Source organism: Streptomyces sp. NPDC048560, assembly GCF_040650955.1.
Classification (GTDB): Bacteria; Actinomycetota; Actinomycetes; order Streptomycetales; family Streptomycetaceae; genus Streptomyces.
Window position 1 is genome coordinate 1 of sequence record NZ_JBEZIJ010000019.1, and the last position, 16,268, is coordinate 16,268.

Annotated in this window: 6 protein-coding genes and 2 pseudogenes; 5 read left to right on the forward strand and 3 right to left on the reverse strand. The window is 67.9% G+C overall.

The features are described from left to right. Positions 1–285 (forward strand): AfsA-related hotdog domain-containing protein (locus AB0C82_RS33950; RefSeq protein ID WP_362849946.1); only part of this gene is annotated, 285 nt, incomplete at its 5' end. Positions 286–383: 98 nt separating this feature from the next. Continuing rightward, entirely contained in the window at positions 384–698 is a 315-nt protein-coding gene (locus AB0C82_RS33955; RefSeq protein WP_362849948.1) for a hypothetical protein, read from the forward strand. 504 nt (positions 699–1,202) lie between these two features. On the opposite strand, the gene AB0C82_RS33960 is transcribed toward AB0C82_RS33955, so the two are convergent. Then, entirely contained in the window at positions 1,203–4,742 is a 3,540-nt protein-coding gene (locus AB0C82_RS33960) for a DNRLRE domain-containing protein (RefSeq protein ID WP_362849951.1), read from the reverse strand. A 394-nt stretch (positions 4,743–5,136) separates the two neighbouring features. On the opposite strand from AB0C82_RS33960, the gene AB0C82_RS33965 reads away from it, so the two are divergent. After that, positions 5,137–12,384, forward strand: coding sequence for a polymorphic toxin-type HINT domain-containing protein (locus AB0C82_RS33965; protein WP_362849953.1), 7,248 nt, complete (start codon positions 5,137–5,139; stop codon positions 12,382–12,384). Continuing rightward, the gene (locus AB0C82_RS33970; protein WP_362849955.1) at positions 12,384–12,683 is read left to right on the forward strand and encodes a hypothetical protein; all 300 of its coding nucleotides are present in this window, start codon (positions 12,384–12,386) and stop codon (positions 12,681–12,683) included. The genes AB0C82_RS33965 and AB0C82_RS33970 overlap by 1 nt, the downstream gene beginning before the upstream one ends. Before the next feature lie 1,552 nt (positions 12,684–14,235). Here AB0C82_RS33970 and AB0C82_RS33975 read toward each other — a convergent pair. Next, positions 14,236–14,803 (reverse strand): annotated as a pseudogene (locus AB0C82_RS33975) (IS5 family transposase); the annotation flags it as partial. Between the two features lie 141 nt (positions 14,804–14,944). On the opposite strand from AB0C82_RS33975, the pseudogene AB0C82_RS33980 reads away from it, so the two are divergent. Next, positions 14,945–15,069: pseudogene (locus AB0C82_RS33980) on the forward strand (IS630 family transposase); the annotation flags it as partial. Between the two features lie 78 nt (positions 15,070–15,147). Here the strand turns inward: AB0C82_RS33980 and AB0C82_RS33985 are convergent. Then, a complete protein-coding gene (locus tag AB0C82_RS33985; RefSeq protein WP_362849993.1) occupies positions 15,148–16,182 on the reverse strand; it encodes a helix-turn-helix domain-containing protein in 1,035 nt (344 codons plus the stop codon). Positions 16,183–16,268: the final 86 nt, after the last annotated feature.

Here is a 16,268-nt window from a genome sequence, read left to right on the forward strand (position 1 = left end):
GTGGACAACGTCATGTACTTCGACCACCCCGTCGATCACGTGCCCGGCCTCGTTCTGATGGAGGCCGCCTATCAAGCGGCGCACGCGATCCTGCAGCCCGCCCACCTTGAGGCAACCGTCATCACCAGTGCTTTCGAGCGGTACACCGAATTCGACCGCCCCTGCCGGATCGAGGCGCGGGTCGTGCACGCCGCCGCCGAGGAGATCTCGGTACTGGTCACGGGGACGCAGGACGGGAACACCGTCTTTCAGGGGCGGCTCAGTGGCCCTGCAGGCGAGAACTGACGTCGTCACTCCGCTTCCATCGACGCGAATCCTGAAGCCCTTGCCGTTGCCTCCTGAGCGTCACGGCATGCTTTTGAGCTCCAGGCCCAGGGGCTCGTGTGCTTGTCTGCCTGTCCGGCATCGACGTGTTCAGCTCTGCCTATTGCTTCCTGCTGTTGGCGCTATGGGGTGGCGTTCGCTCTGGAGCAGGTACTGCGGCTGCCGACGACAGCGTGATGAGCAAGGCCGGCCAGTTCTCCACGGTAGGCACAGTGTTCTCGGAGGGCTGGCAGGCTGCTCGTCGTGCGCGCCATTCCGTGTTGCGCAGTTCGTTCGACGTGGTCCGCCGCCAGGGGTGCTGCCCCTGCCGTGAGCAGGCTGCCGGCGAGCCCGGCAGCGGCCCGGCGGATCGAGCAGTCGCCCAGGACTTCTAGGAGGAGATCGGGTGTTGCCCTTTCCGACAGCCGGCGGGCGACGCCTGCGCGGATGCAGGCTGCGGTGAGCAGCGGTTGTTCGGATCCTGCCGGGGCGACGAGCAGGGGGCGGCCGTGGATGAGCGTGGTGAGTACCGGCGCCGACGTGCGCGGTAGCCGGTCTCCGCCTCGCACTCCACCTGCAGCCTGCGCGCCAACGGAGACGCGCCGTCCCTACGCCACCACGCCGCTCCTGCTGGTTCGAACCGCTTCCCTTCCAGATTGTGCAGGCCGTGGCGCAGGCGACCCGGATGCGGTCCTCGGTGCAGGCACGCTGTCGGTGTCGCAGTTCGAGTGCCGCGATCGGGATGCCGGTCCATGCCGCTCCCCGTGTGCGAAGACCGTGGGCGCGGCCGAGCACGGAGCGCAGGGGCTGTATGCGGTGGCAGGGGGCGGGGCATCCACTTGTGACCGGCCGCCTGATTCCTGGCGAGGCCCCTCGCCACACGGCTCAGATCACCGGTCTCAGCCGATGGCCAGCTTGTTCTTCCAGCCGACGCCGTTGCTGTTGCCCACGATCGCCACTCCGGAGTGCTGCATCTCGCCCGTGGTGCCGGCATAGAAGCGCACCGTGCCGTCCACACGAATCGTCCAGACGTCCGGGATGTTGTCCCCGTTGACATCCGGCGTCCCCATGAGCAGGCGCACATTGGTGCTCTGCCAGCCCGACGCGCCGTACGTGATGTCGATGCCGCCCGGCGACGCCGAGTCGGCGGCCGCGGCCAGCGAGACGAAGTCGACGCCGCCGGAGGCGCCGGGCTTGCCGAGCCTCAGGTACAGCTTGCCGGCCGTGTCGTTCCGGTACAGCAGGTCGGTCACGCCGTCACCGCTGATGTCCTGGACCGAGACGATGTCGCGGTCCGTCCACACCGACGCGGCCAGGCGGGTCGCGCTCTCGACCGTCGCACCGTTGTACCCGGTGAGCACCCAGAAGGCGCCGCCGGCCGTCAGGAAGAAGTCGGTCTTGCCGTCCCCCGTGACGTCTCCGGCCGCGGCGATCTGGCTGTAGTCCGCAGGGTCGGGGGCATTCGCGGGCAGCAGGATCTGCTGCCGCTTGTCGATGTTGACGGCCCCGTAACCGTCACCCGGGTACACCCACAGCTTGCCCTCGCGCCGGACGATCAGGTCCTGGAGACCGTCGCCGCCGTAGACGTCGCCGAGGTGGGTGATCAGGGTGTCCTTCCAGTACCCGGACGGCACAGCGGCGTAGACAGGCAGTCCGTCCTCGCCGCTCGGATCCTTGGCGGGATTGCCCCTGTAGGCACCCGACATCGAGTAGCCGATGTCGCCGTTGCCCCTGGTGAGGTCCTCGCTGCGTGCCTCGCCCGGGTACAGCCGGAGGTTGCCGTTGCCGTCCACGATGAATATGTCGGAGATGTCGTCGCCGGTGAAGTCGCCGGGCTCGTCCGCCTTGTCACGCGGGGCGAGATAGAAGAAGTACTTCGTCGGCGGGGACACATGACCGGCGTCGTCCACGGCTCTCACGTACAGGACGTTCGGCCCGGCCATCGGCGGCTTGACGGTGGTCACGCTGGTGAGCGTGGTCACCGCCGCACCAGATGCGCGGGAGACCGAGAACGGGTAGTTACCCTGGTTGAAGCCGTATTCGTAGCGGATCACGTCCGTCTGCCCGGCCTTGAACGTGAACGTGCCGGCCGTGCCGAACTTGACGGCGCTCCAGGTGGAGTCCTCGGCATCGTTGTTGAAACCATTGTCCCGGGCGTCCGCGTCCGGGAAGTGCGGGGACGTCACGATCGGCGCGGACGGCGCCAACGTGTCGAACACGAACCGGCAGGGCACCTTCGTGTGCGAATAGCCCGAGGTGGAGCCGAACTTGTCGACCGACTTCGCCCGCCACGAGTAGGTTTTCCCGTTGACGAGTTTCAGGCCGGTGGAGCCGGTCAGGAATGGATCGGTGTGGACACGGGCCGATGAGGTCTGGCTCCCCACGGACACCTTGCCCTTGCTGCCGAGCAGGTTGGGGCCGCCGCCGCTGAGCCACAGCTCGAAGTTGACCGAGGCGAGGTTGCCGTCCTTGTCGCTCGCGCTGGCCCACAGCGCCAGTGAGGACGCACCGAGATTGACGTACGGGGACGTCGTGTCGCAGCTCAGCTCGGGATCGAGGTCCAGGCTGGTGGGCGCGTTGGGCGGACGGTTGTAGCTCAGATCGATGTACGGGTCGCTGCCACCGTTGGCCTGGAACTTCTTCCAGGAGTACTGGGAACTCTCGTCCGTCGCCCGGAAGCCGAGCGTGAGCGTCGGCCAGCCGTTGCTGACCGCGCGCTGCGCAGCCGGCTTGACGTCGAACGCCTCGTACGCGTCACGGCAGTTGGTCTTGTAACCGTGGGCGAAGCTGCGTCGGCCGATCTTGTTTCCGTCGTTCATCGACGGCGCGTTCTTCCAGTTGGTCTTGGAATTGATTGTGCCGGTGAGGTGCACGGACATGCTGCGTGACTGGCAGGACCAGGAGTATGTGTTCAGGGTCCGCAGCACGGCCTTGGTGACGAGCGCGCCCTTGAGGTCAGGGTTCCAGTCGATGGTGAAGAACGACCGGGACGTGCCCCAGGTGTCGGACTCGAAGCCGACGCGGGCCTCGTGGGTGCCGCCCTTGTTGAAGTTCTTGCCGTTGTAGAAGTTCGCGTACGGGTGCCTGCTGTACGCGGTCGTCCAGTCGTTGGTGTGCTTGCTCACCGACGGGTCGATGAAGACCGGGTAGACCGTGGTCGCGTCAGCCAGAAACTCCTGGTCGGGAATGAACACCCAGTCGCCGCCGTCGAGATGCGTCTCGACGAGCGCGCCGTTGGAAGCGGGCTGCGGCCCGTTGAGGGACGGCAGCGACAGCGTAGCGGCCGATCCCGTCTGCGAGGGCTCCGGCGTCGGTTCGGCCGGTACGGGCGGAACGGTCGACTCGGGTTCGGTGGCCGAGGGGTCCGGCGCCTCGTCGGAGGCCTCCGGCAGCACCTCGTTGAACGGATCCTCGATGTCACCGTCCTGGATCGCGTCCGTGGGCTCCGCGGTCGGGGTCTCCGTCTCGTCCGGATCCAGCGGAGCACCCACGGATTCGGACGGCAGCACCTCGGGCGGCGCGGTGGCGTCGGTGCCGGCCTGACCGTCGGTGATCGCGGGGACGCCCGCACTGTCCCACATCAGCGGCGTGGGCGACTCGGCGATGTCCTCGCCGCCCTGGTCCTGAGCGCTGACGATTCCGGACACGGGGTCCAGGGAAAAACTCAGGTCCGGCGAGGACAGCCCGTACGCGAGGCGTGCGACCCGTGGATCAGCGGCGGCCGCACGGGACTTGACCACGAGCAGCTGCGCGAAACCGTTGTCGTCCGCGGTCAGTACCAGGTCGGCTCCGGGGAGGATCTCCGGGTAGAGCGCGCGGGAGCCGTCCACGATCGGCGTCGGAATGGCGTCCGGCCAGGTCAGGACGATGTCGTGGCCGTCTACCGTGATGGTGGCGAGGGTGTTCCCGGTGCCGGGCGTGATGCCGTCGGACAGCAGCGAGACGCGCCGGACGGAGGCCCGGGAGGCACGCTCGGTCCCGGAATCACCCTTCGTACCCGACCCCTTGGCGGCCTTCGAACCCGCCGAAAAGACCATCGCGGTGTTCGTAGCCTTCGGGGCCCAGCCGTCGTCGACCCGTTCCAGGGTCGGGTCGATGGCCTTCCAGACACCGTCGACCTCGGCGCGCACCGGGCTGGAGTGCATGCGCCGGAGCATCGAGCCGTCCGGCTGTGCCCAGGTGGTCGTGTACGCGCTGCGCAGCGCGGTCGCCTCCACCGGCTTGCCGGTCTTGGCCGCCCGCAGCGCCGCAGCATCCTCGGTCAGCGTGACGCGCCGCTGCTGTGCGGCTCGGGGTGGTTCCGAATCCGCACCGTCCCCGGATTCATTCAGCGCGACGTACGTCATTCCGGACGCCAATACGGCGGCCGTCGCAACCGCCGCGAGCGACCGGCGGCCGGACAACCGCATACCGGACGACCGGCGCCATCTGCTCGTCATGAGCACGAATTCCTTCCCCCCAACCGGACAGTGCGAGCGAAGCATGACCCACGCGACGGATCCCGTCACGCGCCGGACTTACCGTGACGAGGAAAGAGAGGGAGCCATCGCATGGCCGGGCGGGGAATCGGCTCCCTCTCTCAAACAGGGGCATTCACAGCCCAAACTGCCGCAGCACTCCGATACTTGGCCCGATTTCGCACAGGAGCGCCTTGATTGCATCAATCTCCCGGAACAGGCTGTGATTATGCGATATCTGCCGTGATCCTTATCACTTGACTCTATTTATGCTGGCTTTACCGGCATAGGACTAAGCACAATCACGCTGTTTTCCGATCGGGAATCACGTGAGCTCTGCCCGGGCTCCGTTTCAGCAGTCCGGGGGGACTTCTCCGTGCCATCCCTGCTGTTCGTTCACCGTCGTCTGCGCGCCTTCGCGGTGCCGACAGGTGCCGTTCTGCTCGCCCTGCTTCTCCCAGCCACGGCTCTGGCTCAACCGCCGGATCCGGCCAAGGACGAGATACCGCGTGACGGTCTGGTTCTGGAGACCCTCCAGAAGGGTCGGTTCGTCCCCGAGAAGGCGAACAACACCGGCCTGGAGCGCATCGGCGCCGAGGCCCCCACCACTCAGACCGAGCCCCCGGCGGGTACCGCCACGCCGCCGAAGGCCGACAGCGGTGTCGTCGACTTCAGTGCTCCGGTCCAGCCGACGGCATACCGCAGCGGTGCGAGGACCACCACCTCGTCCACCTCCTCCGCAAGCACGGCCTCCGTCAGTACCGCTTCGGTGACTTCCGTCGCGCTCCAGCCCGCCGACGACCTGCCGGTCAAGCTCGGGCAGGCGCCCGGAGCGGCAGCCCCCACCGGCACCTGGCAGGTCTCGATCGCCGATCGCGCCGACCCGCTCGTGCAGGGCGTCGACGGCGCACTGCTCACCGTGACCGCGCCGGCCACCGGCTCCGTTCCGGTCGCCGTCCAGCTGGACTACAAGGCGTACCAGAACTACTACGGCGCGGACTGGGCCTCCCGCCTCCGCTTCGTGCAGTTCCCCGAGTGCTACCTGACGACCCCCGAGGTCGAGGCGTGCCGGGCGTACGAGGAGCTGGAGACGGCCAACGACACCACGGCCAAGGCGATCACGGCGACGGTCGACACAGCGGCCGACGGCACCGTCACCCCCGTCTCGGCCCCGTACCCGGCCCCCTCCGCGGGGTCGGGCGCCGTACAGGCGGCGTATGTGAGGGCGGCGGCGACGCCCGTCGCCACCGGTGGTGACCGCGCGGTCATCGGCGCCGTCGACTCCGGCGCGGGCGAGGGCGGATCGTTCAAGGCCACCCCGCTGATCTCCAACGGTCAGTGGGCCGCGGGCAGTTCCTCCGGCGGCTTCAGCTGGTCCTATCCGATCGACGTGCCGCCAACCCCCGCCGGCCCCTCGCCGAAGATCGAGCTCGGCTACGACTCCCAGTCCGTGGACGGCAAGACCGCGGCCTCCGCGCCGCAGTCGTCCTGGATCGGCGAGGGCTGGGACTACGACCCCGGCAACATCCAGCGCCGCTACCGCACCTGCAAGGACGACATCAAGGACGTCGGTGGTCAGGCGCCCAACAACACGGGCAAGGCGAACGAGACCTCCGACCTGTGCTGGGTCTCGTACAACGCCGTGATGTCCCTCGGCGGCAAGACCGTCGAGCTGGTCCGCGTCGGCGCGACGAACGAGTACCGCACCAAGGAGGACGACGGAACACGCGTCCTGCTCAGGACGGGTGGCACCAACGGCGACGACAACGGCGAGCACTGGGAAGTCACCACGCGTGACGGCACCAAATACTTCTACGGACTGAACCTGATCGGCGGCGGGCACGCCGACACCAGCTCCGTGTTCACCGTCCCCGTCTTCGGTAACCATCCCGACGAGCCCTGTCACGCGTCCACGTTCGCGGCCTCCCGCTGCAACAGCAGCACCAGCAAGCAGCAGGCCTGGCAGTGGGGCCTCGACAAGGTCGTCGACGTCCACGGCAACGTCATGATCGTCAACTGGGCGCCGTCCACGAACTACTACGCGGTCAACGAGAAGACCGAGACCCCTGAGAAGTACACCCGCGGCGGTCTTCCCGACTCCATCGAGTACGGCCTGCGCGAGGACAACCTCGGCGGCACCCCCAGCGCCGAGATCAACTTCTACCTCTCGCAGCGCTGCCTGGAAAGCGGCACCGTCTGCGACTCGGCGAACTTCGACAAGACGGATCCGGCCTCCTACCGCTACTGGTGGGACTCCCCCGGCAACCTCAACTGCAAGTCCACGTCGAAGCTCTGCCCCCAGTTCCCGTCCTTCTGGAACCGGATGCGCCTCGGCAAGATCGAGACGTTCGCACACCGCCCCGGCACCACCGGCCTGCAAAAGGTCGACACGTACGTACTGAACCACTCCTTCCCGCGTGACTGGTACGACACCTCCCCGGGCCTGTGGCTGAACTCAATCACCCGCCACGGATTCCTCCCCGGCGCCACCAGCGGCACCCTGATGTCGAAGTCGGGCGTCAGCTTCAAGGAGTACGTGGTCGGCCCGAACCACCCGCTGCGGCACCTGAAGGACCAGCAGCTGCCCAACCTCGTCGCCCGCGACGCGAACGACGCCCGCCCGGGCTTCAAGCGCCCCCGCATCGGTGGGGTCTCCACCGAGCACGGCGGTGACATCGAGGTCATCTACCGCGGTGGCTGCAAGGTCCAGCCGACGGTGGCCCCGGAGAGCAACCACGGCACGTGCTATCCCATGCGCTGGTCACCGGACGGGGAGGAGAAGCTCCCCAAGCTCGCCTGGTTCAACAAGTACGTCGTCGACACCGTGATCGAGACCGACCGGATCACCGCCCTCTCGGCGCGCGTCGTGACCAAGTACAAGTACGCGGACGCCGCCTGGGGCAAGAGCGATGACGAGTTCACCAAGCCCGACCTGCGCACGTACAGCGAGTGGCGTGGCTACCAGACCGTGACCACGGTCAAGGGCAACGAGACCAAGAGCGTCAAGAGCACCGACCCGGAGACCCAGTCCTACGGCGTCACCCGCTACTTCCGCGGTGCGGGCGGTGCCGTCAAGGACTCCACCGGCAAGGTCACCCTCCTCGCCGACGACCAGCCGCAGTACGCCGGCCAGGTCGCGGAGAGCATCACGTACAGCGGAGCGGGCGGTCGCGTCCTCAGCCGCACCCTCAGCCAGCCATGGTCGGTCCAGACCGCCTCACGAGCCCGCGACGGAGGGGCCGGCAACCTGCTGGCGCACCGTGTCGGCGTGAAGCAGACGGACACCGTCCAGGCCGTCGGCACGAGCTGGCAGGCGGTGCGCAGCAAGACCGACGTCGACACGACGTACGGTCTGCCGATCCAGACAGAGACCTCCGTGGTCAAGCCGAACGGCACCGGCGAGACGCTCAGCGACTACAACTGCACCAAGACCGAGTACGTGCACAACCCCGCGGCCGGGCTGATCGGCCTGACCAAGGCCGTACGCGCCACCGCGACCTCCTGCGCCGACTACGCGACCGCCGATCCCGGCACCCAGCTGCTCAGCGCCGCCCGCACCACGTACGACGGCCTGGCCTACGGCACCGCCCCGGTCGAGGGCCTGGCCACCAGCCTGTACGAGACCAACGGCGAGGGCACCTCGCACGCGGTGGTCACCAACATGCAGTACGACACCCTGGGCCGCACGACCAAGGTGACGAAGCCGCTGGTCGGCACCACTGAGACGCAGTACACCCCGGCGACGGGCGGCCCGGTCACCTCGATCAAGGTCATCAACCCCAAGGGGCACTCCAACGTCTCGACGTTCGACCCGGGCCGCGGCCAGGCCGTGACCGTCAGCGACGCCAACGGCCGAACCGCGCGCAACGAGTACGACGCCTTCGGCCGCCTGGTCAAGGGCTGGTCCCCGACCCGGTCCACGGGTACCCAGACGCCCGACGTGCAGATCTCCTACCAGCTGGCGGACGCGTCCACCTCGGTGACCAAGCCCTCGGCCGTCACCGTGCAGAGCATCAAGGACGACGGCACCTACGCCAAGCAGGTCACGATCTACGACGGCCTCATGCGGCCGGTCCAGACCCAGTCGCAGGCCCACGGCCCCGGCCGGATCGTCACCGACACCCGGTACAACGACCACGGTCTGGCCTGGGAGCAGACGAGCCCCTACCTGGCCAAGGACGAGCCTGCCACCAAATTGTTCAAGCGCCAGTCGGACACCCTGGTGCCCAGCCTTCAGCGGACGTTCTACGACGGTCTCGAGCGACCGGTGCGCGTGGCGACATACCACGGCATGACGTTCCTGCACAACGCGTCGACGACGTACGGCGACACCACGACGTACCACCGCCCCGCCGGAGTCAGCGACCCCGCGACGAAGTCGTTCACGGACGCGCTCGGCCGGGTGGTCAAGATCCTCCACTACACCAACACCGGCTCTACGCTGTCGCGTGCGACGACGTACGCGTACGACGAGCGCGGCAATCAGGCCAAGGTCACCGACTCCGCGGGCAACGTCTGGACCCGCGGCTACGACGCCCGCAGGCGCGTGGTGTCGAGCACGGACCCGGACATCGGCCCGACGAACACCACCTACGACGCCGCCGACCGAGCGATCATCAGCAGCGACACGCGCGGTTCGACTCACACGTCGTACGACGAACTAGGCCGCGTCACCGCTGTCCGCGAGGGCTCGGCCACGGCGGCCCCGATCAAGTCGTTCACCTACGACACGCTGCCGGGTGCTCTCGGTCTGCCCGTTTCCTCGACACGGCACGACGCGAGCGGCAACTACGTCGACCGCGTCACCGGTTACGACGTCGGGTACCGGCCGACCGGCCACGAGACGGTCATCCCGGCCAACACCATGACCGCCGGCGTCTCCGGTACGTACGCCTCGGCCTTCACCTACACGCCGACCGGCAGGCCGCTGACGGCCACCCTTCCCGCGAAGGGCGGCCTGGCGGCGGAGAAACTCGTCACCCGCTACAACGAGGACGGCCTGCCCGAGTCCACCTCGGGCGCCACCTGGTACACGTCCGACGTCACGTACTCGCCCTACGGCGAGCCCCTGCGTACGGTCAGCGGCCCGCAGCCCTACCGGGTGTGGACCACGAACTTCCTCCAGAACAACACGGGTCAGCTCCAGCGCACCGCTGTGCACCGGGAGACGGCGAGGAACGAGGTCAGCGACACCCGTTACTCCTACGACTACGCCGGCAAGATCACGTCCATCGGTCAGAAGATGTCCGACCCGACGACCGGCGCCGTCACGAACGACAACCAGTGCTTCACCTACGACGCGATGGGTGAGCTGGTCCACGCCTGGACCTCGGGCGTCGTGGCTGGCTCGGGCGGAGCCGCCTGCCAGAGCCCGGGTGGCTGGTCCTGGGGCTACCGCTCGGACGGCAAGGCCACCCGTGGTCCCGTCGCCGACGCGCCGGACACCATCGGCGACGGCACAACGCCGGACGCCACCCTGATCAGCTCCCTGGCCGCGTCGGGCCCGGTGGCGGGTACCGTCTCCGGCGGCACCCTCGGGTACTGGGACAGCTACAACTTCGACGTCATCGGCAACCGCACCAAGCGCACGGCGCACGACCCGGCCGATGCGACGAAGGACGTCACCCAGACCTACGGGTACGGGATCGAGATCACCGGCGACGGCCTGCCGACCATCGAGGTCCAGCCGCACGCCATGGCGTACGTGAGTTCCACGGCAGCCGGTCAGAACAGCTCCTACCAGTACGACGCCGCGGGCAACACCACGGTCCGTGACCTGCCCGCCAGCACACAACAACTGACCTGGAACCTGGAGAACAGGCTCGCCACGCTCACGGAGGACGGCGTCACCACGAAGTACGTGTACGACGCCTCGGGCAACCGCCTGCTGGAGAACACTCCGTCGGGCAGCACCCTCTACCTCGGCGAGACCGAGCTGACCACGGTCGGGGGCAAGATCACCCGCGCCACCCGGGCCTACGGTCACCCCGGTGCACCGACGGTCCTGCGTTCCACCGACAACGGCGCGACGACCGGACACAAGCTGGACGTCCTGATCAGCGACCACCTCGGCACGCCGAACACAGTGATCGCGATGGCCGCCGGCCAGGCGGTCAGCCGACGCGCCTTCAAGCCGTACGGCGAGGTCCGCGGTACCAAGACAGCCTGGCCCAACAAACGCAGCTACCTGGGTGTCGGCATCGACGACCCGTCCGGCCTCACCCACATCGGGGCACGTGAGTACGACCAGTCGACGGGCCGCTTCATCTCGGTCGACCCGGTCATCGACCTGCAGAACCCGCTCCAGATGAACGGGTACGCGTACAGCAGCAACAGCCCGATCAGCTCTTCCGACCCCTCGGGTCTCTTCTGCGACGGCTGTAGCGCGGACAACCCCGACTCGGCCTGGAGCCCGGACCACGGTCCCGGCTGCACGACCGAGGGTTGCTACGACACGGACGGCGACTACCTCTACAACCCCAACTCCAGCAGCGGAAACAGCTCGTCTTCCACGCAGACCCAGCAGCCGACCACGACCGTCAAGGTCACCAAGGACTCCAGCGGCAACACCTACATCGAAGGCACCCGCCAGCCGACGGCCCAGGAGCTCATGGCTCGCTACCCGCTGGTCGCGGAGGAGAAGCGGTACGAGAAGTGGGCTCAGCACCACTGCGAGTACATGATGTTCGAGGGGGGCTTCTGCCAGGCGTCGGAGAGCATGGGCCTGGTCAGTTCGGAGCAGAGCAGTTTCGACAAGGCCGTCACCGCGGTCATCGTGGGCATCGTCGCCCCGGACCCCAGCGCCTGGACGGGCTGCGCCAGTGGCCCGAATCTGTCCGACTGCGGCTCCGCGGTCCTCGACCTGCCCTTCCTCAAGGTCCTCAAGGGACTGAAGGTCACCTACAAGGTGGCCAAGAAGGCCGACGCCGTCTGCAAGCTGAACAGCTTCCTGCCCGGCACCCTGGTACTGATGGGCGACGGCACAACCAAGCCCATCGAGGACATCAAGGCCGGGGACGAGGTGCTCGCCACGGATCCGGAAACGGGCGAGACCCGGGTCAAGACGGTTGTCGTTCCACTGAAGGATACGGCTGAGAAGACCCTGGTGCGCGTCACGATCGACACGGACGGGGAACTCGGGGACGAGACCGAGCAGATCGTCGCGACCGCGGGTCACCCCTTCTGGGTGCCGCAGCTCGGCGAGTGGCTGGAGGCGACGGACCTGATTGTCGGCCAGACGCTTTCCACCGGTTCCGGCGCCGAGGTACGGATCGCTGCGGTCAAGCGCTGGACCGAGCACGCAACCGTGCACAACCTGAACGTGGCCGACCTGCACACGTACTATGTCGTCGCAGGTGACACGCCGGTTCTGGTTCACAATGCGGGTGGAGAGCTCAGCCCCGAGGACCGCAAGTCGATCGACTCCTTCAACGAACTGATCGACGAGCACGAGCAGAAGCTGGCGGATTACCTGGCAGACCCCGATGCCTATGACAACAAGGGCTTCCTGAAGAACGCTCCGAGCCCCGAGGTTCGGCAGCGGATCATCGCAGGACGGGAAAGGCATCTGCGGAAAGAGATCCAGACGTTCCACGAGAACATCGCGAAGATCAGAGGTTGCTGATGGACGAGTCGCCGCTTCACATTCCGGTCGAGAAGCTTCGAGAGGTACTCGACGTCCTCCTGAACCATGTGGCACAGGACGCGGATCACGTGACAGTCGAGCGGGAGGCCTTCTGGTCGATCCCGGCGGACGAGGTGTACGACGTCTACCAGGAGCCGAAGGAACTCACCATCGGAATGGTTTCCGAGTCGTGGAGGAATCTGGAGGCGATGACGGGGGACAACCCGAGAGTCGTCGGCTACGGTCTGGTCTGGCTCGCCGAAGTCCTCCGCGCCATCGGCGACGAGACGGTCTCGTAGCCTCGTAGTGTCCGAGTCGAAGGCGGCGCCTCTCCGAAAACGGAGAGGCGCCGCCTTCACGCGTATTCTGGCGGGCTCCTCGCAGGATGCCCTGCAAGCAGAGGCGGACCTTGCAGGGCACGAGGCGTCACGCCCGGAGCGTCGGTTCCGCCGACGTCAGCGCAGGCTCGCCGCGACCTAGCTGCGCAGTTGGGGCAGTTGTCGTGTTGTCGTGCAGCACACCCGGGCAGAGCGTGGTAGCGGGCGCATCGGCCAACCTGGGTGGGCGAGCATGCCACGGACGGTTGACCTCGGGTGTTCGGTAGATGCAGGTGCGCTCATGACGATTCCACTTTGACGCGCACCGCTGCTTGATCGAGGTGACGGCCAGTTCTTCCGACCGCCAAAGCTGCGCTGGACCCTCCGAGCAAGGCGGCCAGGGACTTTCTTCTTGTCGACGCCGTGGCCGATGCGTGGGGCATCAGCAACGACGGCCGGACAACGTGGTGCACATTCCGAATCTCCGCGGGTAGGCCGTGACGACTGCTCCCGCGAGCGCCACCCTCGAAGGATTACGCGAAGTCGAGCTACGGACGCACCGAAGCGTCCAGCCTGCTGAGCGCATCTTCGTGACCTCCCGGCGCCTCGGCGGAACACGCGTGCCAAGGACGTCTGGGACGTGCTGGATATGGCCAGTCGACACAGACAGGCCAGGGTGGACAGTCGAACGGAACGAGGCGCTGACCCAGTTCTCGCGAGCAACTGAGGAACTGCTGATCGAGGTCCGGCGGTATCTATACGGGGGCCCCGTGAGGTGAGGTGCGTGCCTGGGAGTCCCGCCATACCGGCAATGGTCCAGCCCGCGCCGTGCCACGATATAGCCAGGGACTCCGCTATCACAGCTGCGATCATTGCTTCGCCGGTCGCCATGCTCGCTGCCGCAGCAGGGTTCGGTGCTGGGCGGCTCCAAGCTCGCGGTGCCCAACGGACCCATCTACGCCGTACGCCGCCAGCACCAGCGAGATGCCTACGCAGCCCTGCTCATCGTTCTTAATGCCTTCGTGAATGAGTCGATGATGCGCTCTGCTTTGCAGCGTGTCCGTACGGAGGCGAGCCAGGCAGGGGGCCCACCAATCGATGTCACTGATCGTGCCCACGCTCTCATCGCTGATCTCGCCGGCGCTCCGATTATCGCTGCGAACGTGGTTATGGAGCTGGAAGGCCCTGAGTCGGTCGCCGCAGCTGCGCGAGGCGCGACCAATTGGGCGGTGTGGATTCCCTACATCGCAAGCGCTGAAGTGACCGCAGCAGATTTGTCGCGAGTGAGGAGTGGAGCCGCTTGGCGCCAACACCGCGCGCGGATCATGGAGGAGGAGATCGTTTCCATCGGGGTGCCGCAGTCTGTGGCATCGGCTGATGCGCCAGTGGAAGCAGCCCACGCGGAGTTGGTAGCGGCCACGGTCAGGTTCGTCATGGCCGCTCGGACGGAACTCAACCGGCGTCCTGGGTAGGGGCGGTCCCGCGCAACGTGCGAACCAACGCGGAGCCGCCAGCCCGCTGTCCTGCTCGAAGCCTGCTCCAGCTGGGGTCCGTCACCGTAGTGTCCGGGTGTCAGGACGAGGCCGGGGGGTCGGCATCGCCCGTCGGCGACGAGGTGGATCTTGGCGGTGAATCCTCCGCGGGAACGCCCCAGGCACTCGCCGATCTGACTCCTCCAGACGGGCGGCCAGTTTCCGCAGTACCGGATCGACCTGGTTCGTCCCCTGCCCGGCCCTCTTTTGAGGAACGGCGGCCGGAGGAGCCTTCCTCGCGCCGGCGGCGTGCTGGTGGGCTCGTACTGCTGTCGAGTCCACCGACACGTCCCAGTCGATCGCGCCCGCCGCGTCCTCGGCTGCCTGAATGCGGGACAGCAGCATCTGCCAGGTCCTATCTGCTGACCAGCGACGATGTCGTTTGTAGACCGTCTCCCACGGCCCGAACCGCTCGGGCAGATCCCGCCGCTGCACGCCGGTCCGCACCCGGTAGAGGACCCCGTTGATCACCCGGTGGTGGTCACTCCACCGACCACCACGCGCACCACCGGAGGGCGAGAACAACTCCAGCCGAGCCCACTCCGCATTCGTCAGATCACCACGACCCATGAAGCCAGCCCGGCCCCAACAGCCCACCCTTGTCAGGATATCCGAGGAACAGTGCCTGTGCTGTGACCGCATGGGTTCGTCGGGTCGGCGGTCGTGGCGGGTGCATGTGCGGTGACATCCGATCCGACCGCTGGAGGCGCGGTGGCCGAGCCCGTCCGTGTGCGCGGACTGACTGGCCACGAGGGGCAGAAGCTGCAGCAGATCGTGCGCCGGGCAGCACGAGTTCGGTGCGCTACCGGCGGGCGATGATGCTGCTGGCCTTCGCTGGAGGGGGCGCCGGCAGCGGATGATCAGGCGGATCCCGGCCGGCCCGCGGAGCGGGTATGTGCGGCGCTGATGTGTCCTCAGACGCCCGCTTCCACCAGGTCGTCGGTATGGAAGGTGCGGCGGTAGGAGGCGGGTGAGACACCGAAGGCGGTGCGCATGTGGGCGCGCAGGGAGTTGGCGGAGCCGAAGCCACAGCGGTGGGCGACCAGGTCGATGGACAGGTCGGTGGTCTCCAGCAACTGCTTGGCCAGTTCCAGGCGTTGCGCGGTGAGCCACTGCACGGGGGTCATGCCGACCTCGCCGCGGAAGCGGCGGGTGAAGGAGCGCAGGCTCATCTGGGCGTGTTCGGCCAGGCGGTTCAGGGAGAGGGGTTCGCCGAGGTGTTCCAGGGCCCAGGCGCGGGTGGCGGTGGTGGTGGCGACGGTGGGTTCGGGCACCGGGCGGTCGATGTACTGGGCCTGGCCGCCGTCCCGCCAGGGCGGGACGACGCACATGCGGGCGGCGCGGTTGGCGGCAGCGGCGCCGTGGTCGCGGCGGATCATGTGCAGGCACAGGTCGACGCCGGCGGCGACGCCCGCGGAGGTCAGGACGTCGCCGTCGTCGACGAAGAGGACCTCCTCGTCGACCTTGACGCGGGGGTAGGCGCGGCGGAACTCGGGGGCGAGGTGCCAGTGGGTGGTGGCGGGCCGGCCGTCGAGGAGGCCCGCGGCGGCCAGGACGTAGGAGCCGGTGCAGATGGACACCAGGCGGGTGCCGGGCCGGATGCCGGCGATGGCCGCGGTGACCTCGGGCGGCAGCGGGCCGCCGCGGCCCAGCTCGGGCATGGCGTGCGTGGGCGGGACGATCACGGTGTCCGCGGCGGCCAGGGCCTCGGGACCGGCCGCGGGCTGCACGGTGAACCCGGCGTCGCTGAGGACCGGGGCGCCGTCGGCGGTGCAGACGGTGACCTCGTACAGCGGGCGTGAGCCGGCGTCCAGGACGCTGCCGAAGACGCGGGAGGGGATGCCGAGTTCGAAGGGCGGGACGCCGGGCAGGGCGAGGACGGCGATGCGGTGCCGCCCGGCCGCGTCGGCGCTCGGGTCGGGGCGGGGGTCGGTGCACGGCCACTGCATCTCGCTCATGGCCAGATCCTGTCACATAGTGGCCAGACGGCCAACACCATGGTGGGGGCGGGTGCCGGATCGTGGACTGCGTCGCG

Coding starts and splice junctions, on each gene's coding strand:
- AB0C82_RS33960 (WP_362849951.1), bottom strand. CDS start 4,742: ATGACGAGCAGATGGCGCCGGTCGTCCGGTATGCGGTTGTCCGGCCGC.
- AB0C82_RS33970 (WP_362849955.1), top strand. CDS start 12,384: ATGGACGAGTCGCCGCTTCACATTCCGGTCGAGAAGCTTCGAGAGGTA.
- AB0C82_RS33985 (WP_362849993.1), bottom strand. CDS start 16,182: ATGCAGTGGCCGTGCACCGACCCCCGCCCCGACCCGAGCGCCGACGCG.